At 42.7% G+C, this 26,854-nt stretch carries 23 protein-coding genes and 1 pseudogene; 9 read left to right on the forward strand and 15 right to left on the reverse strand.

From position 1 onward, the window contains the following. The first annotated feature begins 114 nt into the window (after positions 1-114). On the forward strand, positions 115-1,245 hold the full coding sequence (locus NJ959_RS05865) for a DegT/DnrJ/EryC1/StrS family aminotransferase (RefSeq protein WP_254010820.1): 1,131 nt from the start codon (positions 115-117) through the stop codon (positions 1,243-1,245). Positions 1,246-1,547: 302 nt separating this feature from the next. On the opposite strand, the gene NJ959_RS05870 is transcribed toward NJ959_RS05865, so the two are convergent. The 4 genes from NJ959_RS05870 to NJ959_RS05885 all read right to left on the reverse strand — a co-directional run bounded on the left by NJ959_RS05870 (position 1,548) and on the right by NJ959_RS05885 (position 5,841). Next, positions 1,548-1,814, reverse strand: a complete 267-nt coding sequence (locus NJ959_RS05870; RefSeq protein WP_254010821.1) for a Txe/YoeB family addiction module toxin — start codon at positions 1,812-1,814, stop codon at positions 1,548-1,550. Then, positions 1,808-2,059, reverse strand: a complete 252-nt coding sequence (locus NJ959_RS05875) for a type II toxin-antitoxin system Phd/YefM family antitoxin (RefSeq protein WP_254010822.1) — start codon at positions 2,057-2,059, stop codon at positions 1,808-1,810. Before NJ959_RS05875 ends, NJ959_RS05870 begins: the two co-directional genes overlap by 7 nt. A 352-nt stretch (positions 2,060-2,411) precedes the next feature. Further along, a complete protein-coding gene (locus tag NJ959_RS05880) occupies positions 2,412-2,888 on the reverse strand; it encodes a hypothetical protein (protein WP_254010823.1) in 477 nt (158 codons plus the stop codon). Positions 2,889-3,042: 154 nt separating this feature from the next. Then, on the reverse strand, positions 3,043-5,841 hold the full coding sequence (locus NJ959_RS05885) for an annexin (protein WP_254010824.1): 2,799 nt from the start codon (positions 5,839-5,841) through the stop codon (positions 3,043-3,045). A gap of 335 nt (positions 5,842-6,176) precedes the next feature. On the opposite strand from NJ959_RS05885, the gene NJ959_RS05890 reads away from it, so the two are divergent. Continuing rightward, complete coding sequence (locus NJ959_RS05890; protein ID WP_254010825.1) at positions 6,177-6,461, forward strand: BrnT family toxin; 285 nt, start codon at positions 6,177-6,179, stop codon at positions 6,459-6,461. After that, positions 6,430-6,711 carry a CopG family antitoxin gene (locus NJ959_RS05895; RefSeq protein ID WP_254010826.1) on the forward strand — a complete coding sequence of 94 codons (282 nt, stop codon included), beginning with the start codon at positions 6,430-6,432 and terminating at the stop codon, positions 6,709-6,711. Before NJ959_RS05890 ends, NJ959_RS05895 begins: the two co-directional genes overlap by 32 nt. Before the next feature lie 43 nt (positions 6,712-6,754). Here the strand turns inward: NJ959_RS05895 and NJ959_RS05900 are convergent, their stop codons facing one another. From NJ959_RS05900 to NJ959_RS05930, 8 genes and pseudogenes are all read right to left on the reverse strand, one after another. Continuing rightward, on the reverse strand, positions 6,755-9,793 hold the full coding sequence (locus NJ959_RS05900; protein ID WP_254010827.1) for a hypothetical protein: 3,039 nt from the start codon (positions 9,791-9,793) through the stop codon (positions 6,755-6,757). A 283-nt stretch (positions 9,794-10,076) separates the two neighbouring features. Continuing rightward, entirely contained in the window at positions 10,077-10,556 is a 480-nt protein-coding gene (locus NJ959_RS05905) for a PepSY-like domain-containing protein (RefSeq protein WP_254010828.1), read from the reverse strand. A 66-nt stretch (positions 10,557-10,622) separates the two neighbouring features. Continuing rightward, the gene (locus tag NJ959_RS05910; RefSeq protein ID WP_254010829.1) at positions 10,623-11,558 is read right to left on the reverse strand and encodes a phosphate ABC transporter substrate-binding protein; all 936 of its coding nucleotides are present in this window, start codon (positions 11,556-11,558) and stop codon (positions 10,623-10,625) included. 12 nt (positions 11,559-11,570) lie between these two features. Next, entirely contained in the window at positions 11,571-12,284 is a 714-nt protein-coding gene (locus tag NJ959_RS05915; RefSeq protein ID WP_254010830.1) for a PspA/IM30 family protein, read from the reverse strand. A 292-nt stretch (positions 12,285-12,576) separates the two neighbouring features. Next, positions 12,577-15,111, reverse strand: a complete 2,535-nt coding sequence (locus NJ959_RS05920) for an NIDO-like domain-containing protein (protein ID WP_373693608.1) — start codon at positions 15,109-15,111, stop codon at positions 12,577-12,579. 51 nt (positions 15,112-15,162) lie between these two features. After that, positions 15,163-15,375, reverse strand: a pseudogene (locus NJ959_RS30595) (SdrD B-like domain-containing protein); the annotation flags it as partial. A gap of 320 nt (positions 15,376-15,695) precedes the next feature. Continuing rightward, positions 15,696-15,953 carry a S8 family serine peptidase gene (locus NJ959_RS05925; RefSeq protein WP_254010832.1) on the reverse strand — a complete coding sequence of 86 codons (258 nt, stop codon included), beginning with the start codon at positions 15,951-15,953 and terminating at the stop codon, positions 15,696-15,698. A gap of 418 nt (positions 15,954-16,371) precedes the next feature. Further along, positions 16,372-19,035: an eCIS core domain-containing protein gene (locus tag NJ959_RS05930; RefSeq protein ID WP_254010833.1), complete on the reverse strand. Its 2,664-nt coding sequence runs from the start codon at positions 19,033-19,035 to the stop codon at positions 16,372-16,374. A gap of 410 nt (positions 19,036-19,445) precedes the next feature. Between NJ959_RS05930 and NJ959_RS05935 the strand changes: the two genes are divergently transcribed. Beyond that, entirely contained in the window at positions 19,446-20,048 is a 603-nt protein-coding gene (locus tag NJ959_RS05935; protein WP_254010834.1) for a Uma2 family endonuclease, read from the forward strand. A 207-nt stretch (positions 20,049-20,255) separates the two neighbouring features. Here the strand turns inward: NJ959_RS05935 and NJ959_RS05940 are convergent, their stop codons facing one another. Beyond that, positions 20,256-20,978, reverse strand: a complete 723-nt coding sequence (locus NJ959_RS05940) for a hypothetical protein (RefSeq protein ID WP_254010835.1) — start codon at positions 20,976-20,978, stop codon at positions 20,256-20,258. Positions 20,979-20,989: 11 nt separating this feature from the next. Then, positions 20,990-21,358 carry a hypothetical protein gene (locus NJ959_RS05945; RefSeq protein WP_254010836.1) on the reverse strand — a complete coding sequence of 123 codons (369 nt, stop codon included), beginning with the start codon at positions 21,356-21,358 and terminating at the stop codon, positions 20,990-20,992. 269 nt (positions 21,359-21,627) lie between these two features. Here NJ959_RS05945 and NJ959_RS05950 point away from each other — a divergent pair, with 269 nt between their 5' ends. Next, positions 21,628-21,963, forward strand: coding sequence for a XisI protein (locus tag NJ959_RS05950; RefSeq protein ID WP_254010837.1), 336 nt, complete (start codon positions 21,628-21,630; stop codon positions 21,961-21,963). 97 nt (positions 21,964-22,060) lie between these two features. Here NJ959_RS05950 and NJ959_RS05955 read toward each other — a convergent pair whose 3' ends face one another. Then, on the reverse strand, positions 22,061-22,810 hold the full coding sequence (locus NJ959_RS05955; protein ID WP_254010838.1) for a DUF561 domain-containing protein: 750 nt from the start codon (positions 22,808-22,810) through the stop codon (positions 22,061-22,063). Positions 22,811-23,165: 355 nt separating this feature from the next. Here NJ959_RS05955 and NJ959_RS05960 point away from each other — a divergent pair, with 355 nt between their 5' ends. The 4 genes from NJ959_RS05960 to leuS form a co-directional block, all read left to right on the forward strand. After that, a complete protein-coding gene (locus tag NJ959_RS05960; protein ID WP_254010839.1) occupies positions 23,166-24,275 on the forward strand; it encodes a serine/threonine-protein kinase in 1,110 nt (369 codons plus the stop codon). Between the two features lie 209 nt (positions 24,276-24,484). After that, positions 24,485-25,261 (forward strand): lipoate--protein ligase family protein, encoded by a 777-nt coding sequence (locus NJ959_RS05965; RefSeq protein ID WP_254010840.1) that lies wholly within the window; start codon positions 24,485-24,487, stop codon positions 25,259-25,261. A 184-nt stretch (positions 25,262-25,445) separates the two neighbouring features. Then, positions 25,446-25,622, forward strand: coding sequence for a hypothetical protein (locus NJ959_RS05970; RefSeq protein ID WP_254010841.1), 177 nt, complete (start codon positions 25,446-25,448; stop codon positions 25,620-25,622). A gap of 81 nt (positions 25,623-25,703) precedes the next feature. Continuing rightward, on the forward strand, positions 25,704-26,854 hold a 1,151-nt coding region (gene leuS / locus NJ959_RS05975; RefSeq protein ID WP_254010842.1), incomplete at its 3' end, for a leucine--tRNA ligase.

The following is a 26,854-nucleotide window of genomic DNA, read 5'->3' on the forward strand; positions in this document are numbered from 1 at the left end:
ATGTGAAACAATTTGGCGATCGCAAGATTCTGTATAAATTAAGGATACGGAATACCCGGATTCCCTTTTGGCGCAAAATTTGGTTTATTTAAGAAAAATCCTAGGTTTGAACGAGTGAATTCTATCCCCCCTATCGATCTAAAGCGACAATACCAACTAATTGGTGAGGAAGTCAGTGCGGCTGTGACAGCGGTTTTATCCTCTGGGCGTTATATTGGTGGTCCAGTCGTGCAGGAGTTTGAACAACAGTTTGCGGCTTATACGGGTGTCTCAGAAGGCGTAGCCTGCAATTCTGGTACAGATGCCCTATATCTGGCGCTACGGGCGTTGAATATCGGAGCAGGGGATGAGGTAATTACCACTCCCTTTACCTTTATGGCGACAGCGGAGGCGATTACCCATGCTGGGGCGACACCTGTTTTTGTGGATATCGATCCTGAAACTTTCAATATCGATATTACTAAAATTCCTCCTGCTATTACAAATAAAACCAAAGCGATTATGCCCGTTCACTTATTTGGGCATCCGGTAAATATGAGTGCCCTGATGGATATCGCCCAAGCACATAATTTGCTGGTAATTGAAGACTGCGCCCAAGCAACAGGTGCAGAATGGGCGGGACAAAAAATTGGCAGTATTGGGCATATCGGCTGTTTTAGTTTCTTTCCCACGAAGAATTTAGGAGGCTGTGGCGATGGTGGGGCAGTCACAACAAACGACCAAACCCTTGCTGCGTCTATCCGGAGGCTAAAGGAACACGGAATGAGCGATCGCTATCATCATCAGGAGACTGGGATTAATAGCCGTTTAGATGCCCTCCAAGCTGCTATTCTGCAAATAAAATTACCCTACTTGGAGCGATGGAATGATGCCCGCCGTCAGGTAGCAGAAAATTACCATCGGCTCTTACAACCAGTATCGGAAATTGTATTACCTCAAGAACTTTCCGGTGGGCGGGCGGTTTGGAATCAGTACACGATTCGGATTACAAAAGATAGCAGTAATAACGAATATCGGGATTGGATTCGCAGCCAGTTACAGCAATTTGGTATTAGTTCCATGGTTTATTATCCATTGCCGTTGCACTTGCAACCAGTGTACGAAAACTTAGGCTATCAAGTGGGTGAATTACCGATAGTTGAGGGAATATGTCATGAGGTTTTATCATTGCCGATGTTCCCGGAAATTACTTTGGAAGAACAGGAGCAAGTGGTTTATAGTTTGAAGGATTCCTTGAGTCTTTAGTTATTTGTTGTTAAGACTGAGTCTAAAAACTTAGGCAAAGTTAGTAGTAGCGCGACAAGGCTAAAAATGTAGTTTCATGTAGGGTGGGCACTCCCCCTTAGAACTTGAAAAGCTGATGATGAAGTGAGTGGGGAGTGCCCACCCTACGGTTATTGCTTATGCTGCAAGTTATCAGGTAAAAGGAAGTGAAACCCAACTCTTCTCGACGCAGAACACCGCAATTCAAGGATTTGGTGCGTTAGAAGTAGCATAACGCATCCGACAAGATTGGCGCTGCCGAAGGCTGGGGTTCGGCATCGCACTTATTCATAATGTGACCACATCATTAAAATTTTTACTCTTTTTTTTTCATCATCTACTTCATAAACTAAACGATGTTGAATATTGATTCTCCTTGAGTACATTTGAGCTAAATCCCCTGTCAGTTTCTCATAAGAAGGAGGATTTTGATAAGGATTTATCTTTAGTATTTCTATTAACTTTTCAACTTTTCCTTTTAGCCCAGAAAGACTAATTTTTTGGGTATCTTTCACAGCTCTTTTGGTTAGGGCAATTTCCCACATTACCATTCCACTTCTTCAAGAGGAGTACAATCTTTCCAGTCTGTGTTTTTTCCTTCAATTAAATCATCTTTTACCCCCGGAATTGAAAGTAAATACAGTGTCTCTTGAATTGAATTCCATTCTTTTACCGATACTAAAACCGCTTTTTTATGACGATCAACTGTAATCAGAGTAGCTTGATGAGATTCATTGACCTCATCAATCAGAGAAGAAAGTATGGGATTTGTTTCTTTTACAGTAATATGATTCATATTGTTGAAAAATTAGAGTTGATTTGTCGATAATTTTATATTAATTTATAGATGATTTTCTTGCCAATTGACCATTATCATACTATGAGGATTGGTAGGTTGGGTTGAGGCAACGAAACCCAACCTACAAGAGCGGTGATAGCGTTAGCGAGAGCTATGCGTTAGCCTAGCGCTGCTGCAAGCATATCGCACTTATTCTTCCTTGTCCTCTTCCTTTTGCCAGAGCGTTGTGCTGCTGCTTGCAGATCGGTCTAAAATTAAATAGGCAATGCCCACCCTAGAAGATGTGCGATAGTGAAGTGCCACTGCAAGCAGCGCACGCACTATACAAGATCGTTGGATCGCGGTTTGATCATTCAGCCAGTATCCGCCAAGGTTTGGGAAACCAAACAAAACGCTCTTCTAACCAAACCAAACCATCATAAGCCATACCACTAGTTTCTCCTGGTTTAACATATTTCCAAGTCAGCCAAATTTTATCGGGTAGCAGGTAGTGGGCAATCTGCCGATAACCGCCCGGAAATACCTCCCCTATTCCTATTTCGGATGAAAGTTCTTCGGCTTTACCAATAGCAACTAAAATTTCAGTCTGCCCAGCTTCAGCTTGAGGAAAGGGTGACTTTGCCCAAAATGCCTCATATCCTTTTTGAGCTTTTTCAACTACTTCTGGTACAAAAACCAGAGGATAATCTTCACTCCTTGGTTGCAAAGCTTTCTGCGCAAGTTGGCGCAGAGATTCTCGTTCGTCTGTTGTCCCGAAAGCTGTTAATTGTTTTACCGCCATTACTTCAATATTTGAGTAGTTAGAGGTTGAATTGATTTCTACCATTGCTATTCTCTTCTATAAGATCTCGCTCAAAGCTTAATTACTGAATAGGTTTATCCTAAGTTGTTTGATCTTATTTAGCAATCAATTAAGTTACTTAGGACTAACTATAGTAATGTCAGACTAGTGAGCGAGTTTACTACCAATTAAAATAGAGCTAATTAGCCGTTTTTAACTTGGCTTTTACCTCGTTCCATCCGGCTTTTCCTGCACTACTTGCGACTTCTTTGAGGACTGCATTGATCCCCTCAATACTTGCATTGATACCCATTTCTGCTAAACCATCTAACAAACTATCTCGTAATTTATCACTCTTGATCCCAGTTTCTAACATCGCCATAATCATATCGTTACCAGCACCCTTGATTGCGCCAGTAAAAACTTCTTTAAACGCACTTTGAGCAAACTTCTCTCCAAACACTTTAGCAAGTTCATCGAGTTTATCAGCTAGCCCTTTAGCTTCTGCTATTCCAGCTAAAGCCGCAGAGACTGCTGTCACCAGAATATCAATGCCAATATCTTCTGCACCATAAGCATCACCTTGCATTCCTCGTTTGATGGCTATACCTATTCCACCTCCTACCCCTGTGACAATTGCTGTCACTAACCAAGGAGATGCGGCTCCTGCTGTGAGACAAGTTGCTACAATTCCTGTTGTGATATTTATGCCTGTCACAATTGCTTCAGTTACGGAATTCTTCGCTTCTTCATAGTTTTTGACATCCGTCTCAGTATAGTTATAGACTTGATTGAAATCTGCTTCTGTATATCCAGATTGGAGATTACCATCTTTGTCTACTATTTGCGTTAGCCGCCAATATTGCTTCTCTAGTTGCAATTTACTCGTTGTGAATCCTAAATCTTGAGCGTTAGTCATCACCCAACGAGAAAATCCACTAGAACCTCCACCAATCTCAAATTCATATCTGGCCTGAATCAATAGCCATTTTTCTTTAATGGTTTCTGGTTTTCCTTTGAGTAAAATCTGAACTTCATGCCAATCTCGACCGGATAACTCACTTGCTAAAGCCTGTTCTAAATCCGTCCCTGTTTCCTTTTTATATCTGGCTTTGATGTCCGCAATTTCTGCTTGTGTCTTGTCAGATAGGACTTCCTTAATCTGGGCTTCGCTAGTGCCTAAACCATTCATTGCATCTTCCAAGGCAAAGACAGGATCGAGGTTTCCCTTCTCGCTATACTGTTTGACCTTTGTGAGTTCCTTGCCCCAACCAGTATCGCTAAACTCGTCCCGAATCATCCTCTGAAAAGCACCTTCTCCACCATATTTCTTGTCATATTCTTTGATAATGTTATCGCGTTCGGCTTGACTCTTACCCTTAAACTCATTGTAAATAGCAGCTTCATCGGTTCCAGATCCATAAGCTGCCTTATAAATCCGGGCTGCTGCTTGTTGAGCAGGATTTGCTTCTAGTAGAGACTCTGCCAAGGTTTTTTCTGCACCAGTAAGCCAATTGTCAGAAAATTCATCAGCTATATCTGCTGCTAATTCCCTGCCTGTAATGGTTTGGTACTCTTTTTTAATGTCAGCAAGTTCCGAGGCACTCTTGTCTTTTAGGTATTTGTAAACAGCTTTTTCATCTGTGCCCATACCTTTCATGGCTTCTTGTAAGCGATAGGCAATGGCTTTAGGTTTATTTTTAGCTAAAAGTGCTTCAACTACTTTCTTGTCGAAGCCTCCTAAACTCTTAAGAACCTTGGTAATTATTTTAGGATGATTTACTTGCAGTCGTTCGATTTCTCCCTCTGGCAGAGACATCAAAATTTCTTCAATTTTTTCTTCGTCGTCATTAATCCACGACAAAGAATTTTCTAAACCTTTTGCAGCGGAACGTGCGGCATCCGCCCCTAAATAGGCTAAGGCTTCTTCTAAATCTTTTCCGGAAAGTTCATCATTGAGGTCGTGTTCTAATGTTTTGCCATAGTGATCCAGATATATTTGTTTAATTGCGGCAATTTGTTCTTTACTTTTCCCTCTTAAAGTATTCATTATTGTATCTTCATCGGTTCCCCAACCCTCCATGGCTTTATAGAGGGCATCAGCAGCTTGGATCATCTCCTTAGAGCGTACCAATTTATTCATACTATCAGTATCATTATCGCCCCCAACCTGAGTCACTTTGGCTTTGTCAGCTTCTCTGGCTTTAGATAAATAACCTAATGCTTGGTTTAAATCTTTTCCTGATAGTTCATCACGCAAATCGTAATCAAGGGTACGACGATACTTCTGGAGATATTCTTTCTCTATCGCCACTAACTCGGCTGGAGTTTTATCTTTTAAGGTGGTCATAATGGCCTCTTCATCAGTGCCCCACCCAGCCATAGCTTCACGCAAATCCTCAGCCGCTTGGGTGATTTTTCCTGGATCTACGGTATTTTGTACTGCTGGCGATCGCTGAATCGTTTTGTTATCATCCAACTTCCGCTGCACTTTACTAATCTCATCTAACATATCCTCCCGCCCGATTGTCTCAACTTCCGGTTTCTGCCTCACCTCATCCTCTTCTATCTCCTCCCGCTGCACTGTCTCACCCGCAGCAGACTGTTGAGGAAGAGGCGTGTTCATCCGATTTACCACCTCAGCCGCCATCGCATCAGCTTCCTGTTCGTATTTATCCCCAGGTTCCCCGATTGTCAATTTTGCCTGAATCGGTGCAAATGGCGCTGGCGCAAATGACGGAATACTCACCCCATTGTAACCAAATGTTTCGACTTTCTCCCGTGCTTCGGGTGTCAGGGGTTGTGCTTCTGATTGGGATGATGGTTGAATGGGAGTGGAAAAAGGACGGGTTTGCAATATATCAGTTTTGAGTAACTCACTGCTCCTGGCGTGTTTCCCGTTGCTAAAGGGACGAGTTTGCAAGATAGGAGGCTTGGGCTTTGGAGTAAAAGCTGATGCGCTGATATCTTTCCTGCTGATATGCCGACGGCTACCCATAAGTTTTTCCTCTGTGACTGGGGAGTTGGGAATGGAGATCTAGTCCCTTTGTAGCTTATGAGTGTTTTTCTTGTCAAAAGTGTTTATATCTCTTAATAGAATTGGGTTTGAGTTATGGTGTGAGGGAAATCTGCGATCGCTCTGAAATTAGATCGGCAATCCTCACTCTACAAGATTTGCGATCCGGTCGGCTGGCGTTGCAGGAGCACTTTGAGGGAAGTCATCGTAGTAGTAGGTTGGGTGGAAGCAAGGAAACCTAGCATTCCTACCTGTAGTAATACTTTTCAGAAGTGGTATAAAATAACCATAATGGAGAAAAAGGAGATAAAATTTAGTTGGACATCCTTGACTTAATCTTCTCAGATATTATTGTTGAAAAACTTGCCCGTAAGCACAGCGTACAACCTAGAGAAGTTAGAGAAGTATTTAATCGTTATCCAGTTTTTCGATTTGTTGAAAAGGGAAATCGTCAAAATGAGAATGTTTATGCTGCTTTAGGACAAACTGATTCCGGACGATATTTAATTGTTTTCTTTATCTATAAGTCAAACAAGAACGCACTCATATTATCTGCGAGGGAGATGAACGATGCCGAACGAAGACGATATCGCAATAACTAGAAGTTCTATCTCAAATACTACTTCTTACGAAGAGATAGGCGAATTTTGGGATAACCATGGCTTGGATGAATATTGGGAAGAGACTTATCCAGTAGAGTTTAAAGTTAATCTTCACTCTACAGTAACTTATTACGGTATTGATGAAACTTTATCAGAACAAATTCGTACTCTTGCTCAACGTCGCGGGATATCTCCCACAAAACTTTTAACTTTGTGGGTACAGGAGAAATTACACGAGGAAATGGCTTGAGATTATCTGTACTCCGGCGCTTTCCATTTGCTCTGTACTATGGTCAATCTTTTTTTATCTTTTTTACTGTTTTTTTATCTTCTAACTCTTCATCTTCTAAATCTTCATCTTTCAAAGCTCTTTTTTTGTTATCCTCTCTTAGAGAATTTTCTTCGATGTCATTAATTTCCTCAGATTCCCCCATGTCATTGATTTCCTTCTCAGATTCGGGTAAAGCAACTTCCATGAGATCCGTGTAGGGAACAAAATGGGCAGCACCTGTGTGTTGGATCATAATGGGATTTGAAGAGGTATCGCCAAAATCCTCTGAAGGTCTGTCTTTGTAAATGACCACGATTCCGTTATTGATATTCAACACATCGCAGATAATCGAGATCGTTCTCTCTCTGGCAAAAAGCATAGTTCCAATCTGTCCTATCCGCAGCCTAATTTCTAACAACTCCTCCTCAGTCACTTGGGAGTCTTCTTCAAAAGCTGCCTTCTTAATTGCATTGATTAGGCAGTTATTCTGGTGCAGGATTTCTTCCAGTTCGTCCTTTTCATTTGTGACGATATCTTCCTTGGAGGATGACCACACTTCCTTGGCAATAGAGTCATTCTCTTCTGTTTCTATCAAATCCTCTTTTCCTTTGACCAAGCCGCTGTCTGCCACTGCACGGGGATAGGCTTCCAGTATGGTTTTGTAAAAACGCTTGTAGGCTACCTGCTTTTTATTGGGAGATTTCTTGCCCTTTTCTGGGTTAATCTTTGCGAACAGACCATGTTCTTTTGTAAAATCCTCACCAGTATATTCTTTGAAATTAACCTCTTCCCTAGCCCCCAATAAAGGAGGGAAATCATTTAACCCGCTCTTATCAAAGAGTCCTAACAGATGTTGCTCTAATATTTGCTGCTTATTTTCTGTAGATCCATTACCAAATACTTTCTCGCCCAACTGTTCATATTTGAGTAGAAAAGTACGGTGTTGTCCTTCTTTTTTACCACCAGGCACACTGCCAATGCTAATGGTAGAAAGGGGTAGGAAATTGACAAAAGTCAGATAAGTGAAGATATATTCCTCAAGAAAATTAACCTGCCGATCAATGTCGCTTTTTTGTTGACTGTCAACAAGGTTATTTTTTTCTTTGAGATCATTATAAGCCAGGACTAAATAGACCTGGTGTTTTTCATCTATCTTATGGCTGAAGTCAAGACCTTCATCCTTCATAGCTTCTTCAGCTTTGGATTTAAGGGTAGTGATGGCCTTAGCAACATTTTTTCCAGTGAGGATGTTGCGCACTGCATCAAGGTGTGCTGCCCAGGCTGTAGTGTGCGCTCCCATAGTTCCCGAAAATGGGCTTTTGGTACGACCGATCATTTCCACTGCGCCAATCAAGTTTACATCTCCCACAATACCTTCTTCATCCAGCAGAATTGTTGCCATAAAACCACTGCCACTTTGCTTAAGATCGGATGGGGTGACTTCATCATGAGACTCACGGATTAATGCCTCTTCCTCAGCAACTGGAAGTAGATTTTTAAGTTCCTCATAGTCTTGTGGAATCTTTGCCTCTTCCAACGCATATTTAAGACCAACCTCTTGAGATTCTTTGGTCTGCATTTTGGTGAAATCATAGGTGTAGGGATAAGCAGACATTATGGTATGCAAAAAGTTCTGGAGGGAACGCTGCCAAACCAGGACACGATTTTTCTGTTCCAGCCCCTGGGCGAAAATTTCTGGAGTTTCTGCTGCAAAAAGAGTCCAAAGCGTTTCAATCAAATCTTTTGTCAGTTGTGCCTCGTCTAGTTTTTCCTTCTCGTTGTTAAATTGAAACTTCTTCTTGGCACCTGCTTTGATTTGTCCTTGAATACCTTTGCTGCCCAGTGTCTGAATCTCTTGGCTCAGTTGTGCAGGTAAATCCTTATCGCCAGCCAGTGTTACGTTGGCAGAAACATATTCAAAGGTGTTGATATCACCACGAGCGCTGCCTTCACCATGTCCGCCTGGATCTCCTCCTTTCACTGTGGACATTGGCAAATAATTGACATAGGTTAAGTAACTGTCGATCAGTTTGCGGATCAATTGCTTGATCTGTACTACGTTTATCCCAGTTTCTATCTCCTCCCGATCTTCGATCTCAGTTTCTATCTCCTCCTTATCTTCGATCTCAGTTTCTATCTCTTTCTTCTCTTCGATCTTAGGTGCTATCTCTTTCTTTAAATTATCAATACTTTGCTTAAGGATTGTTTCCGCATCATCGATCTTCTTTTGGTGCTGTTCATCCACAAATTTTTTCAGTTCTAATAAGGGAGATGTTAGTTCCTTCTCTGCTAACTCAATCAGGTATTTGGCTCCCTCTGCCAACTCCGTATTGACTAACATTCGCCGCACTGCATCGATGTGGGCAATCCAGGCGGTGCTGTGAGCCCCCATAGTTCCCGAAAATGGTGATGGAGTACGTCCGCCAATGGTGACATCCAAAATCCATGTGATGCCTTGTTCATTCTCTCCAGAAGCGATCTTAGAGAGTACCTGCCTCTGGAGGATCTTCCCAGGGGAAGAAGTAGCCTTGGTGGTAGCATCTTTATGGCTCGATTTGGGATGCTGTTCAGATATCTCCACGCGCTGGAGACTCCCCGCTTCAGGCTTCTGCATCTCCCCCTCTTCTTCCCCCATCTCCTCACACCCAACGGCAGTCGCTCCCCCCTTATATTGCGCTGGTGCATTAATCTTGTCCACCACCTGATGCGCTACTGTATCAGCTTCCTCCTCATACTTATCACCAGGTTCCCCAATCGTCAATTGAGCCTGAATCGGTGCAAATGGCGCTGGCGCAAACAGCGGAATACTCGCCCCATTGTAACCAAAAGCTGCTACTTTCTCCAGTGCTTCAGGTGTCGGCGGTTGTTTCTCTGCTCCAGATGATTTTTGAGCAGGATCAGAAAAAGGACGGGTTTGCAATATATCAGTTTTGAGTAACTCACTGCTCCTGGCGTGTTTCCCGTTGCTAAAGGGACGAGTTTGCAAGATAGGAGGCTTGGGCTTTGGAGTAAAAGCTGATGCGCTGATATCTTTCCTGCTGATATGCCGACGGCTACCCATAAGTTTTTCCTCTGTGACTGGGGAGTTGGGAATGGAGATCTAGTCCCTTTGTAGCTTATGAGTGTTTTTCTTGTCAAAAGTGTTTATATCTCTTAATAGAATTGGGTTTGAGTTATGGTGATAGAGAGGATTTCGATCGCAATTTTGAATTAGTCGGGTGGGGATTGCTGTGAGGGAGCTTTTTGCGAGATATCTAATTTTAGATCGGCAATCCCTGCCCTTTATTAACAGGACTTACGCCAAGCCTCTATCTGTAGGCTCAGTTACTTTTTCAACCATCAGATTAAGCATCCTCATTTGAGTTATTAGCGGGGTTAGCACGTTCGTCAAAGTACAGTTCAATTTGTGCCCCACCCTGTTCGACTTCCACTTCGTAAAATATGCCTTGTGGAGTCAATTCAATCTCTCGTTTGGTAATTTGATAACCTGGATAATCTAGCTGAATTTTCTGTAGCAAGGTTGCTGGAAACTGAGCATCTGATACTTCATATTCAGTTTCTAGCCATTGCCCATTTTGTGAGAATTCTGCCTCATATTCAATGCCATTCTGGTTGAAAACAGCCTCATATCCGTAAGGTTGAATCTCCCAAGTTGCTGAAGCACCTGGATACTTTGCTAACAAAGCGTTTTGAACATTTTGGGGAATTTGGGCAGAAGTCCTGACTGCTTCATCGTCGTCAAGATCGTCAAGATCAGAATCTCCAACATAAATACAGCCAGTCAAAGCGAGAATCGCGCCAGCCAAAAACAAAGTCAGTTTCATAATCTCTATCTGGTTAAGATTGGTGATTGATAATTGGTTATCAGTTTGAGTTACCTACTCAACTCGTTAATTTCCAGCAAACATAACTTGCTGACCTTGAGGAGAAGTGGCATAACCCAAAAAGGTTTGAACACCTGGGCTGGCAGGATTTTTATGGATATAATACAACTGCCGTTGTAAAGGATAATTAGCTGACCCTGGTACTGCCCCGTCAATGGGGACACTGCGGACTGTTTGCTGGTTTACAACTTGAGCATATGTAGCGTATCCAATGCCATCATTCCTAAGTTCTCGCAACAAACCCGTTGTTTCATCTCTTGATAGGGTAGTTATGTTGCCAAAATTTCCCCCTCTGAGAACGATTTCTTTAAAAGTTTGATGAGTGCCACTAACTGGAGGACGATTAATCGCCCGGATAGGTACTGGCGTGCCGCCGATGGCAGACCAATTGTTGATTTGTCCTTGGAAAATACCTGCCACTTGGGCACTGGTGATGGAACCTTGAAAAGGGTTCGTTTTACCAACTACGATGGCAATTTGATCCGTGCCAATTACAACTGCCGTCAAGCCTTGACTTTGTTCTTGCACCGTGAGGGGGCGGGAGGCGGCAGCAATATCGGCTTGACCCCCTAATACTGCCTGAATGCCACGGTCAGAACCATTAGCTTGAGTGCTAATATTAGTACCGGGAAACTGTCTTTCAAAACTAAGTTTCAGGTTTTGATTAATAGTTACCATACTGGTTGAACCATCAATCCTCAAATTTGTACCAGCAGGTACTTGAGTAGGAGGCGGAAATGCGCTACTGACGGGGAGAGATTGTCCTGGGGCTACAGGCTGAGTACCTTGACCTCCGAAAGGTGGTTGGTTTATCCTTCCTGGTTGTACCCCGATGGGGCTGGTTTTGGGGCGCATGACAAACCACCAATAACCACCACCTGCTAATAACAGAAAAATCAGAACAAAAATAATTGGGGGAAGACTGCCACTCGTCTTAGTCATAATTTTTTTACCTTATTCTGGAAGTTGCTTGGGAGTTGAATTTGATAACCTTTGTAGGCGTTGAGCGACGGCATCGTCTATCGCCATCTGTTCTAAATCAGCGTTGAGCTTTTCAGCAGGGTTTTCCGATAATTCTGCATAAGCTTTGGTTCGTAGATTTCGACGTTGAACGGCACTTTTGGCATCTTCAAATTGAGAACGTGCTGAATCAATATTTAAGTCGCTATTGACTTTTGCCATTGACGATAGTGCTTCATTAATTTCCGACATATCTTTCATATTTTGCATGTCAGTTTTGTATTGTTCCAACTTAATCCGTTCTCGATTAAGCTTATCTTTGGAAGCATTAACAAACTGTTCTGCTTGTTTGACTTGTTCTTCAAGTTGGGGGAGGAGTTGCTCAACTTGAATCACTTTCGTCATCGCCAAACGCGCACCTTCTTCATTTCCACTCTGTTGGGCAACCATTGCTTGCCTTTCAAAGCTTTCCAATTCCTTGACTTTCGCCTCGTATTTCTGTTTCGCCCTTTCGTAAGCAGCGACTTGAGTCGAAACGGCGTGGGCTAGCTGTTGTAATGATTCTTGCATTGAGCGGAGGGACTCCTCTGCTACCTCCACTGCCACTTTGCCTCCTGTTTCTACAGGCATTCCCCACAGCCAATTCCAGGTTCCTACCGCTACCCTGCCCGCTTTTTCGCCCATTAACCAGTAAATTACTTTCTTCATGACAGTTGACTTCTGTTATTTCAAGCTGTTGCCTATTACTCAGGTTTTAGTTTTGCCTTCTACGCAAAATCGCGATTTTTGTAATATTTCTTTACAAATCACCAAAAAGGATGAAGGATGAGATTGTTCCTACCGAAGAAGGGGAAGGCTAAGAAGCAAAGATAGAGACGTTGCAGTGCAACGTCTCTACAGGTTTATAGCAACCGCCACAGCGGTTAAGGCATTCTCAGCTACCAAATTTCAACAAGGGGCTGAGAGCCAATTGTCCTAACCGCCTTGGCGACTGCTATATCTAGGCAAAGACAAAGTTACTAGAGTCAAGGTTACTTGCTTGAAATCCTGTCAGAGTAGCCAGGTTTAAACCCAAAGCACTAATCGCAGTGTCGCTGCCAACTTGAGCGATAGTCAGGTTTGAGAAAGTGATGCCTAAACCACCAATACCCATAACCTCATAATTAAAATTAAAGTCGGTAATGGTATGAGCCGCGAAAGGAACAAATCCATCAGCAATCCGGAAGAAGTCATCACCACTACCACCTGTCATGGTGCTACCGCCATAACCACCATTTAAGATATCATCACCAGCACCACCATTGAGATGATCGTTGAAGCTACCTAATAGCACATCATCACCTTTACCACCATTGAGAATATTATTTCCTGCACCATTGGAGACATTGAGAATATCATCCCCATCACCACCATTAAGTTGGTCATTAAAGTTCCCCAATAGCACATCGGCACCTTTGTCGCCATTGAGAATATTATTCCCACCACCATTGGAAGCGTTGAGAATATCTTCACCATCACCACCATTAAGTTGGTCGTTGAAACTAGCTAATAGGTTATCATCACCTTTGCCACCACTCAGAATGTTATAGCCTGTACTATTAGAAGCATCAAGGATATCATCACCTGCACCACCTAAAAGTTGGTCATAACCACCAGCGGTAAGAATATCAGCACCTGCGCCACCATCAAGCAAGTTATAACCGCTACCATTGGCGGCATTTAGGGTGTCATTACCTGCACCACCTAAAAGCTGATCGTTGGTGTTAGCCAATAAGATATCGTTACCTGCGCCACCATCAAGGAAGTTGTTACCACCACCATTAGAAACATCTAAGGTATCATTACCAGCCTCACCAAATAGTTGATCGTTAACATTAGCTAACAAAGTATCATTGCCTTTGCCACCATAAAGGGTATTTTCACCCAATCCGTTGGCAACATCAAGATAGTCATTACCAGCTTCACCAAATAACTGATCGTAGTTATTTCCAATTAGCGTATCATTGCCTGTGCCGCCGTAAAACTGATTAGCACCAGGACTTTGAGAGCCATTTACTACATCGTTACCAGCCAGCGCGTAAACAATGACTGGACTATCAACAATGTTTAATACATCATTGCCAGATGTGCCATTAATGGTAGTTGGTGTAATTTTTTTGTTGCCAAAATCAATGTCAGTAATCACATCGCCGAAGCCAACATTTACTGTATTACCTCCTGTCGGAATGGCAATTCTGACTGCTAAGTCATCATGGAGATAGTTACTGTCGTATGCTATCTGTAAACCATTAGAACCATCAGCATTTTCAATCCCAATAGTGGCACTATTCAACGTGGCATTCAGTTCATCATATTGATAGAGAATACTGCCATCTGAATCGAGAATTACTTCAAAGGTGAGATTTCCTCCCTCAGCAAAACGAGGTACGTCTTGATACTGAACAATAAATTGGTTTTCGATGACATCGTGGTAGTAATAAATCGAACCACCAGCACCAGGATTCAAATCATCCCAGAAGGGTGCAATTAAGTCATCAGGATCTGTGGTGTTGGGAATTGAATCGTTGCTAAAATCTGTACCATTAGAACCAAAAGTGAGGAAGCCATTTGAAGAAATATTGACTGTATTTTTGTCTTGTCCAAAGAATGAGAAGTTAAAGGGTAAGGAAACTTCTGTGGCAGAATCATCACTTAGAAAAACTTGTGTTCCTACTCCTGAGATATCTATCCAGTTAAAAGTAGGTCCTCCTGCTTGGTCACTATCAGACCATTGGTATTCATTAGTAGCAGGAATAGGAGGATAAGTTGACTCCCAACCTGGGCGCATTACCTCAGCAACAAAATAAGTACCTGGATTGAGATTTTGGAAGGTATAGTTACCGTTAATATCGGTTGTCGTGGATGTTTCACCTGTATCTAACTGACTATTTTGATTCTGATCTAGATAAATCTTCCAGCCTGCTAATCCTGGTTCATTGGCATCCTGGACACCATCTCCATCTAAGTCATTCCATTTAGTACCCTGGATTTGACCAAACAATGCTTTGTTACCAAAGTCAATATCATTGACAACTTGACCGGAGTTAAGTTGTACTGTGTGGGTTCCGGGTAAGGCAGATCCAGGTTTGAACGTGAAATTATCTAAAACAAAATGTTCACCACTGCCAATATCATTGGGATCGGCATCAGTACCACCAAAGGAAGTAAACTTAAGCTGGTCAATACCCACAAAATTAAACTCAAATAAAGTGGGAGCATCATTGTCTACTACTACTGTTTGCGTGTACTGTTGAGTTCCGTTAAAAAATCCCTCCACCGTGATATTGAGGTCATTGTTCCAAGCGGCTGTTAGGTAAGCACTTTGAAAATCAAATAGACCATCACCCACACCTACAGATGCAGCAAACGCATTAAAGGCAACATAATCTCCTGATACTCTTCCGTTATCGTACCCAGTTCCAGGGGAATTTGTGCCATTCGAGTAGTAGAAGTCTCCTGACCAATTCAAACCTCCATAATTGCTAGGAATTGGCACTAAGCCACCAGTGTTTGAAATATCATCAAATGTTAAAATAGTAGTGTTGCTACCTACACTGGGATAGGTTTGCTTCCATCCTGTGGGCACTACTTCAGCTACAGTGTAAGTACCAGGGTTCAGGTTAATAAAAGCATAATTGCCGTTGCTATCTGTAAGGACAGATGTTTCACCAGAATCTAGTTGACCATTTTGATTTTCATCAAGATACATCGTCCAGTTTGCTAAACCTGGTTCATTGGCATCCTGGACACCATCCTCATCTAAGTCATGCCACTAGCGTAGTCTTGTCCTTCTACTAAGGTGCTGAGATTGTTTATTTGTACCCTGTTCATGATTTGACTTCCAATCAACAAAAAGAACTATACAGCTTACTTTGTCATACCAATTCTGAAAAATATTGCTACAAATAGTTTGTTGAATTTTATTACCTTTAATCCAACCTACTGTTGCAAAACTTTTTGGAAATGGTATAAGCAAAAATCGCTTCACCTATAACTCTGGTTGAGCCAAGGATTTTTCCGAGTATCTTTACAAATCTTTACAAAAAAACTAGTTATGACTTTTGTCGTGTCATAGTTGGTTTATAAAAAAACAATACAATGGCTGTAAATTGTTGATAAAGCAAGAAAAAAGAAGGGTTGGACTAAAACAGTCACAGTGGCTTGGTGGCAAGATGCTTTGACGACACAGGAAACATAGTTCGGCTCAATATATTCAATTAAAGGGTTTTGGCTGTATTGTGCGATCGCTTCTGCTACGGTCATCCCCTTGATAGACCAACACTCAATCCCTAATCTTGTTGTTGTTTCCATCACTGTAGCGCCGAGACTTTTTTTCATCTCGTTCATTGCCTGTGAGGATATGCCCGGTTTGCACTTAACAATTACTTCTCCGCTAACACAGATGCAGCAAGTGCGGAACAGTATTAGACAGCGACCACAACGCTGTGAAAAACATCTTGGCAAAAGGATTTAAGCTGCTAGCTAAATATCTAAACAGTACCGTAGGGCATACGGGATCTGACCTCAAAAAGCTGAAAGCTCAGGGAGAAACTGACCTCTGGCTCAAGAACGGAGACGCTCTTGCTCTAAGTTGGCTCAATGAACTGAGAACCAAAAATTCTTGGGAATCCCCCGCTATATTGCGAAGCAATTAGCGGCGGGAGGATGTCAAAATAAGCGATGGCTTCTCTTCGAGACGCTAGGCTACGCCAAGCTTCCCCTTCGGGGTACGCCAGCCCCAGGCATCGAACTTTCACTACTTGCCTTTCATCTGCTTAAATTCAGTATCCCATTGCCCAGTCAAATCGAAAGCCAATCCTGTCCATCCACCCACTTGATCGTCAATGGCGCGTACCTCGTCAGGAGTACAGGTGCGTAAGATAATAATAATTGTCTCCTGAGCAATATCATTAGTCCGACCATCAGCGAGATATTGAACCTCCAGTTTTTTGCTATTAAAACTCTCATTTTTCCAATAAATTGGACCGCAGTGGCGGATGAATTTCTTACAGTCATCACCCCAAAGCTTATCCCAAACTCGTCGCCATCCTACATGATCCACTGTTGCTTTTACATGAGAGTCATTGGTTGTCAGTAAATCCAGTACCATCTGATTTTCTTCGCCAATAGTTACCCCATCAAGTACATCTTTGAGTAACTTTTTCCGCTGTGGCAGAGTCAGGGTAGGCATGGCATTCTTTTTCTTAGCCTCATCCCAATATTCCACCGCATTGTCATCAGTATCATGTCCACCCACACCACCTAACTCACCTGTAGCGGAACCAGGGGTATAGTTAATAATTTCTCGAAACACAGTAACAACTCGATCTGGTCCAGATTTAAGCTGATCCAGGACGCTTTCTTTCATTGCTTTGGTCTTTTCTTCTTTTAGCGGCGGATCAAGGCTAATTTCTGCACCGAGGGTATCTGCTTTCTCGTTAGCAAAATGAGCCAGTGCCTGTTTCATGCGAGGATTTTGAAAGAGTTCGTCAACGGTATTTACTTGCCAATTGATAGTTTTATTTGTCTGAGCAGGATCGCTATCTGGAAGTGCTTTAGGCCAAAGTTGTTCGGCACGGAATAAACCATCTGCTAGTTTCAGAGATGCTGCTACTTTCTTGCCATCCGACTCGCCACCTTTACCAGCCGCATAAGCATCTTGAACATCTTTCAGACTAGCCTTAACTCCAGCCTCAGCTTTCTTAGCAGTATCCACACCCACCACGAGGGCGCGATCTTTATTATCTAAAATTTGTCCATCGCCAACTAGTTTTACTACTTCATCTCCTACTTGAGCCATGACACCTTCTTCATTATCGATGTCATGCAATGCACCAGAAATAGCATCACCAAAAGTTAAGTCAGGAATACCTTTGCCACTAACAACTTGATCGAGTGTTTGTCGTGCTTGTTCCCAAAGAATCTGGACAGTAGCAATCCCAGCGATATTGGAATTATCATTAAGATGTTTGGCAATACTTTCCGCCATCCACCATTTCAGATTCAACCAGAACATTGGTATTCGTTTATCCCACCAATCTTTAATACCTTGGCGCTGAGTGCGGAGGTGTCCTGATGAATGAGCATCGGTGAGAAAATGACTGGCAAATGCTTCGTAAAGCATGGCGTTATCGAGGGGAGTTCCTTCTTTGCCAGCTTTGACTGCTTCTTCAATTGCTGATAGATGATTTTCCCGATAGCTGCCTGCATTATTAATTGTTTTACCATCTTTCCGTTTATTTGCCTTTTCCTCGAAGGTGAGTTTGTCATCACCTGCATCGGGATTGCTAAAGTGTGTGACATTATTACCAGCCAGACTATAATAACGTCCCGTTACTGCTTTAATGACAGCTTCACCGTAATCTTTATCTTCCTGGGTTTTGCGAACTTTAACATAGAGGACGTATTTAATCTCGTCTATCGTACCAGCTTGAGTTTTCCCATCACCGGGCACTTCAGCTAGATTATGAATTTCTTGAACTGAACCGAAGAAATCTCCAGCCATAGCTGTAATATCGCCGAAAGTAACTTCTAACTGATCCGGCGCTTTACCCAGTTTAATTTTTTGGGCATTACCTTTATTATCTGCGGAACCTTGGTCGCCCATTTCTTTATGTTCGTTGGATTCAAAGCGCTGAATCGAACCTGTTTGTTGGACAACGTGAGTTAATTCATGGGCGATTAATTCTTGTCCTCCCTGACTTCCAGGATCGTAAGTACCGGAGCGAAAGAAAATATCTTGTCCCGTAGTAAAAGCTTTGGCTTGAATAGATTGATTCAATTGATCTGAGGTAGCATCAGTGTGAACTTTCACGCCACCAAAATCAGCTCCAAATGCCCCTTCCATCGGTTCACGAATACTATCAGCCAATGGTTGTCCGCTACCCCTTGCTCCTTCAATAGATGATTCTATTTCTGGTGTAGCAGCTATCCCCCCTTCAGCAGACTGCCTCTGTACGATAGGCTTCGGACTAATTTTTGGCTGGTTATCTTGATAAGGTTGTACTGTCTCACTGGCAGGAGTTTCTATTGGTTGAGGTGTGTTAATTTGGTTGACAACTTGAGCAGCTACTGCATCAGCTTCCTCCTCATACTTATCGCCAGGTTCCCCTATTGTCAATTTTGCCTGAATCGGTGCGGCTGGCTCAGGTGCAAATGACGGAATAGTCACCCCATTGTAACCAAAAGTTTCGACCTTCTCCCGTGCTTCGGGTGTCAAGGGTTCTACTTCTGATTGGGATGATGGTTGAGTTGGTGTGGAAAAGGGACGGGTTTGTAATATATCAGTTTTGGGTAACTCACTGCTCCTGGCGTGTTTCCCGTTGCTAAAGGGACGAGTTTGCAATATATTTGGCTTAGGCTTTGGGGTAAAAGCCGATGCGCTAATGTCTTTCCTGCTAATATGCCGACGGCTGCCCATTTTCTGTCACCTCGATTGGTTGTGTGGAGAGTTCGTAATACACATATACTTCATTTGTAGCTTATTTATTTTTTCTTGCCAAAAGTCTTTATATCTCTTAACAAAATTTAGTTTGAGTTATGGTGTTAGCCATATTGTGGGATGGAGAAGACTGGCGTTGTCATCTGCTTGCTCCAGGAGCGAGAGCGATATCGCCTCCACAAGTACTGATTTTTATGTTATTTTTATAATGGTAAATTCTCCGCGCATATAGACTATCCCAGAGAAATGATAATGTAACAAATAATTGGGGATTTTTGCGCTGTAACGCATCCTAAAAGAAAGGCGATAACACTAGATTGAAGTTACAATAAAAAAATCACCCTCCCAACCAGATTATTTCTAAGAAAGGAAACAAACTGGAGATTAAAATGACCTCAGCAACTATAGCAACACCCATAAAGGAATCACCTCTTCTGTTTGAGGGAGTTATCTGGAGAGAGTTCAAAGCAATTGAGCAATTGTTAAATCGGCCAGGATATCGGCTGTCTTTCCTGGATGGAGTTTTGGAGATACGACGAATGCCTGGAGAACCCCACGAAACTGTTAAAAAGAGAATTGCTGCTTTGTTGGAACTTTACCTGCTGATGGCAGGGTTTGACTTTACTCCAACTGGCTCCATGACTCTGGAAAGTGAAGCCGTCGCCGCCAAGCGAGAGGCAGATGAATCTTATAAACTTGCCCCTGATAGTAGGCTACCAGATTTGGCAATTGAAGTGGTATTTTCTAGTGGCGGAATCAATAAGCTGGAGGTGTACAAGCGGCTGAAAATAAAGGAAGTTTGGTTTTGGGAAGACGGGGTGTTAGAGATTTATCATTTGCGGGGAGAGGGGAATACGCTTGACTATGAAAGGGTTTCTAGTAGTGAGGAGGTGAAAGGTATAGATTTGGATTTATTGTTACGTTGCATTAATATAGTGAATCATGTTGATGCGATTAAGACTTTTCAACAGGAACTTCAAATTAAGATCTAGTGTTTGCGAGACTACCATGTCAACAATAATTAGCGAAGAGTAGAGTTACCGGAGGATCGAGATCCTTCATTTGTTTCTCTAACTTGACACAATCTCTAGGGAATTCTGAACTATTTGCGGGGAGCGCATAGCTCATTATTATCTGAAAAATGGGGACAAGTAGTAATAGCTCAATTCTCATAAACTTCCTAGTAGTGAAATAGCCTCTCAATGCCAGGAAGTATCAACAATCAGCTTGATGCAGCTTTCTCCTGTTAAGGTGACAGGAATCGAGCGAGAATTGGGAGTTTTCCATGAACTTATTTCCGGATTCTTCTCATAATTAACATCTGCTCCCCCATCACTAATTAGCTTTTTTTCAAGCCAAGATTCAATCGGTTTCCCATCGACTATAAGCCGATCTGCTATCACAACCTCCACTGATACCAAGGGTGATGGATCGTATGAATCGTACCGATAAGAAATTGGCAAGCTTCTGATGGTAACAGTTGCACCAGAAGGCAACAACACTCCGTAGAAAGAATTAATTCCATCAAAATTAACAAGGACAACACTACCTTCACCTCTCAATTCTGACACTGATATTTTATTTGCCTGAATTTCTCTGAGATCGTTTATGTCTTCTGGTAAGATAAACCAGCGAGGTTGATTGCTCTGATTGCGTAAGGTAATGTCGAGAAACAAATAGCTTAGTGGTGGTTTTCCATACCTTTCTTCCAGAAACTTCATCTCTACTGGAGGTAAAATTCTTTCTGACTGTGATGATTCTTCCATTTGTTCCTCTAACTTGACACAATCTCTGGGAAATTCTGAACTAGTTGCGGTCAATCCAGAGCTGACTATTATACCTAAAGCCAAGCTAATTACTCTTCTTTGTTGGATAGCCCCGTTCCTGCCCCGATCAACTGCGATACCAAGGGGTTCACCCATATCAAACTCCCTCACAAACGGTGTTCCTTGTCCACTTTAATGTTTGGACATTCAATAGTTACAGAGAAATACTGTTCTATTTCCTGAATAATTGACTTTAAAGCGGTATCTGCACTCTCTTTCTCAATTTCACGCCATGACAAACCTGTTTCTAATACATAAGTTTCTACATCCCATCTTTCGCCAACTTTTGCCTGAAAAGTAGGTTCTAGGCAATAAGTTTCCTCGCGCAAAAGCTTGCAGGTAAAGCGATTAGGAGACCATTGAAAAATTTCAATTCGGAATTTTAAGCTTTCAGCATTCTCATCAGCTAGCTCAATAGGATCGAGGATTACTACTTTTACCAAGGTGGCAGAATGAATGACTTGCTTAGAATACATAGGATTTTTCCTCTTGTTATGGTGCTAGCCATATTTTGCGATGCCTAGGGCAGGGGTTGCCATCTGCTTGCTAATGGTGCGGCTTGTTAAGACAGTCGCTTCAAGTTGGGCGATACTCCCACAGGGAGTGGCTGCCGCCAACGCAGTCGTAACCGATAAAAGATGATCTCATCATTGGGTTTTCAATTGGTCTAGGATAGTAAGCAAACCAGAGAAAGATATCAGATTAAACTAATTATTTATGACCAGATTCAAGAGGTAATTGTGCAATGGATACCATCGAGTCTTATCGTAATGTAATTCAGTCGTTGTTGACGGCTTATGCTGCCATCCCGATCGCGAATGGATCGATTGATTGCTACACTGTTTTTGATACGAAACAAGACCATTACCAAGTAATGAATGTGGGATGGGATGGCCATCGGCGGGTTTATGGTTGTGTTTTACATTTGGATATTTTGAAGGGAAAGATTTGGATTCAGCAAAATATGACGGAAATGAGAATTGCCCAAGAGCTTGTGGATTTAGGGGTGGCGAAGGAAGATATTGTGCTAGGATTTCAGGCTCCTGAAATGCGCGAATATACAGGCTATGCAACTGTTTAATTTAATCAGACAAGATAATGGACCATTTTAGCTGTGCCCCCCCTGTAGGGTGCGTTATATAATGCACCCTACATATAGCTAAGTTCCCAATAATTGCTTAAACCAGAACTTTTGCCGCGTTAACTGTGAAGAAAGCTTCTACTAAACTCCGCACAGCAGCCACCATCGCTACTTCGTCATTCAGTTGATTAATGGCGCTCCCGACACCAACGCCCGCTGCACCAGCGGCAATCGCCATCGGTACAGTCACGTTAGATAAGCCGGAGGCACATAAGACTGGTACTGATACTGCACGGGATATTTCATAAGCAGCGGCTAAGGTGGGGGCTGCTTTTTCAATTAATCCTAATGTACCTGCTGCACGAGGGTTGCTGCTCGTGCCGCCTTCGGTTTGGATGATGTCTGCACCTGCGGCTACTAATTCTTCGGCTAGTTCTACTTGTCGATCTAGGGTGAGTATGTGTGGTACGGTGACAGAAAGGGTAATATTGGGGAGGAGCGATCGCGTTTCTTGCGTTAAGGCTAAAACTTCCTCCGCTTCAAATCTCTTTCCTTGGGCGTAAAAGCAATCAAAGTTGCCAATTTCAATCAAATCTGCACCCGCTGCCACTGCAGTGACTAACTGGTTCGGGTCTACTGCTGATACACAAATGGGTAGATTTGTCAAGCCTTTGGCTAACAGTACTAAATCTGGATGAGCGGCGATATCCACAAAGGTGGCACCGCCTCTGTCAGCGGCTTTGACGATGGCAGCTACTCGTAAGGCATCAAAGTTATTTAATCCGCTGATAACTTTGAGTACTCGATGCTGGTCAAATGCTTGTTGTAATTGAGGATGTATGGTCATTCTGCCAAATTACCCTTAGTATTAACGATCTATTGCTACTTTTACTTACATTACAAGAAAACGCTTGAAGTTCGATGAAGTACGGGATAGAAACCCGGTTTCTTTGAGAAACCGGGTTTCTGAGGCATTTCTTTGAGAAACCGGGTTTCTGAGGCATCTCTTTGAGAAACCGGGTTTCTGAGGCATCTCGCTTGCCTCACGTTGTACAGCAGAGCCGACTGTCTTACAACCTTTCCTCAAGTAAAAATCTAATTGTGCCAGTTATGAGAGCGGAATTTACTTTGCTCAAAACAAAGATCTTTGCCTAGACTATAAAACATGTTGGAGTCCCGTGCGATCTTGTCCTGTAACCGTTATGAACGTTGTCCCTGAAAACCTGTCCCCCTTTTACTCCGAAGTTTTGGAGCAAACTCAATTAGGTAAATTATGCGGTAAAACTAGACTCTTTCAGAATCGCTATGAAGTGATGCGACTCTTGGGTAGAGGTGGTTTTGGCGTTACATTCCTCGCTAGAGATGTATCTTTGCCCGGTGAGCCATTGTGCGTCATCAAGCAACTCTGCCCCAAGGTGAACGACAATAAAGCCTTGGAGAATGCACGAGAGCGCTTTGAAAGGGAGGCAAAAACCTTGGCAAAGCTGGGTAGTCACTCTCAGATTCCCATGCTGCTCAATTATTTTGTGGCTGAGGGAGAATTTTATCTGGTTCAAGAATATGTTCATGGTGTCACCTTGGCAAGACTGGTGAGACGCTATGGTTGTTTACCGGAATCAGTAGTTAAACGCTTCCTGTACGAAATCCTCCCGCTGTTGGAGTACATCCACAAACATAAGGTAATTCACCGAGATATCAAACCCCAAAATATTATTCGCTGTCAAGATGATGGCAGGTTGGTACTAATTGACTTTGGTGCAGTCAAACAGCAAATTGCTCAGGCAGTCGATAGTACGATGAAAATGCGCTCAACCCATTTTATCGGTACTGTAGGGTTTGCGCCACCAGAACAATTCTCGCTGAGGGCAGTGTTTGCTAGTGATATCTACGCATTAGGTATTACTTGTATATATTTACTGACAGGCAAATCACCTCTCGATTTTGATAGAGAGAGGACAACTGGTAAATTGTACTGGGAAAATATGGTGCATGTGAGCGAATCCTTTGCTAGGATACTGACAAAAATGACCCAAGTTCCCCTGGATGAGAGATACAAATCTGCTCCTGAGATATTAACAGATCTAAATTCCATTTCACCTCAAGTAAGTCTAGCCAATTGTTTGGTGGTGCAACAGCATCCCGATCGAGATCAACAAATAGCTCAAATTGGCAGAAATAGCCATTATTCTCCTGCTACCAAAGAGGCGATAGCGATTCGGGAATGGAAACAACGGAGGGAGCAAAAACAGCAAGATAATCTAGGCAAGACTGAGCTATGCTCCTTAATTTCCTCTGGACTAGCTAAAACATAAATAGGAGTTTGTAGTAACTGATAACTTGCAGGAGTTTTAATAAATCTAAAAACCTAACCCCCCAGCCCCATTCCCTGGTAGGGAAGGGGGAGCCGGAAATATTATTCTCCTATCATGAATAGGCTATCCATTACTCAGATCTTTCTTGACTTTGTAGTGAGGGATTAATCCCTTACTACTAACAGTCTTTTTTATCCCCGCACTTATTTATGGATTGGCGTTTAATTCCTTTACTGAATGTTCCGGGAAAGCTGCAAATGGCAATTGATGAATGGCTATTTGAACAACACCATTTAGGGAAACATCCACCTGCTTTGCGATTTTATACTTGGGTGTCTCCAACTATTTCTTTGGGATACCATCAACGTCGTTGGCCTGTTTTTTGGCAAGATTTGACTTGGCAGGAAATGCCGATAGATATCGTGCGCCGCCCTACTGGAGGAAGGGCGGTACTCCATCAGGGAGATTTAACTTATATGGTGGTAACTTCTGGATTGAGAGGGAGGCGGATTGATAGTTATCAAAGGATTTGCGAATTTTTGATGGCAGGTTTGCGATCGCTGGGTATCGATTTGTATTATGGTTTAGCTGGACGAGACTATATTCGTAATCCCAATTGTTTTGGTACGGCTACGGGTGCCGATCTAGTATTGGCAAATGGCGCTAAACTAATTGGTAGCGCTCAGTTACGTCGAGGTGATGCTATTTTACAACATGGTTCGATTTGTTTGGAGCCGGATGCTGAGTTATTTACTCGGGTTTTTGGCGAAACAATCCCGTCTGTGAATTTGGCTGGGTTAAAGGTAAAATTTCCTGAAAGAGAAACTTTAGTGGAAACTGTGGGAGAAGCTCTAACTAATGCTGCTGCTACTTGTTTTGGTATTAATTTGGTGAATCAACCTTTGTCTGATACAGAATGGGAAGGGATTCTCGCGCAACGGAGTTTGGAGGTGGGTTTTCCGGTTGGTATGAAAAATGAGGTGTAGGGTGTAACTTATATTCTGTTGGAACGTCTACTACAAATGTAGTGTATACTGTAAGTTCAAGTTAGAGCGGTTTGCAGTTGGATGAAGTACAGAATAGAAATCCTAACAACTACAGTATCAATGGAATCCAAATCACCAAGAAATTGATGTATTTGCAGTAATCTGTGAGGAACCAATTCAGGCGATGTCCATCACAGACTTGCAAGATGAGCAACTCTGGAATATATTTGGTAATGAGACAGTGCTGTACGTTTTAGGCTGCCAGACAGATAGAGACCCAGACTGGCTGGCGCGTTGGGATTTAGAACAGGAAATTCTACCCCCACCAAAAAAGTCCAAATCTATAGAGGTAGCAGCGTAAGGAATTCAAGCTGAATTAAAGGCTACATATCCCAAAATAGTAAAAGTAGACTAATTTAACTCTAGAATAGGAGATTCTCTTGTGCAGTCACGTTACAACCCCGCTGAAATAGAGGAAAAATGGCAGAAAACTTGGGTAGATTCGGGCTTAGACAAAACCCCCACGGATACGAGTAAGCCGAAATTCTACGCCCTATCGATGTTTCCCTATCCATCGGGTAACCTGCACATGGGGCATGTCCGTAACTATACCATTACTGATGTTATTGCCAGAGTGCGGCGGATGCAGGGCTATCGGGTATTGCACCCGATGGGTTGGGATGCTTTTGGTTTGCCTGCGGAAAATGCGGCAATTCAACGAGGTGTCCATCCAGCTAAATGGACTTATGAAAATATCGCCCAAATGCAGTCTGAGTTGAAGCGATTGGGGCTTTCTTATGATTGGAATTGTGAATTAGCGACTTGTTTTCCTGATTATTATAAGTGGACGCAGTGGATTTTTTTACAGTTTTTGGGGGCAGGTTTAGCTTATCAGAAAGAAGCGGCGGTAAATTGGGACCCTATTGACCAAACTGTGTTAGCAAATGAACAAGTTGATAGTCAGGGTCGTTCTTGGCGTTCCGGTGCTAAAGTAGAACGTAAATTGTTGCGGCAATGGTTCTTGAAAATTACTGATTATGCTGAGGAATTGCTTAACGATCTAGATAAGTTGACGGGATGGCCGGAACGGGTTAAGGTGATGCAGGCTAACTGGATTGGTAAGTCGGTTGGCGCTTATTTGGAATTCCCAATTGTGGGGTTAGATGAGAAAATTGCGGTATTTACAACTCGCCCGGATACGGTTTATGGTGTAAGTTATGTGGTATTAGCGCCAGAACATCCTTTAACGACAAAAGTAACGACGCGCGATCGCAAATTAGCAGTTGATACTTTTATTCAGGAAGTTGCGGCTGTAAGTGAAATTGAACGGACAGCGGATGATAAGCCTAAACGGGGTATTCCTACTGGTGGGATGGCAATTAATCCTTTTACTGGGGAGGAGATTCCGATTTGGATTGCTGATTATGTTTTGTATGAATATGGTACTGGTGCGGTGATGGGTGTTCCCGCACACGATACGCGGGATTTTCAGTTTGCTAAGGAGCAGAATTTGCCGATTAAAGTGGTAATTGTGGCAGCGGATGGGGCAACGGATGGGGTAACGGATGTAACGGATGGGGCAACGGATGGGGT

It is taken from the genome of Limnofasciculus baicalensis BBK-W-15 (genome assembly GCF_024178385.1).
In the GTDB taxonomy this organism is placed as follows: Bacteria; Cyanobacteriota; Cyanobacteriia; order Cyanobacteriales; family Coleofasciculaceae; genus Limnofasciculus; species Limnofasciculus baicalensis.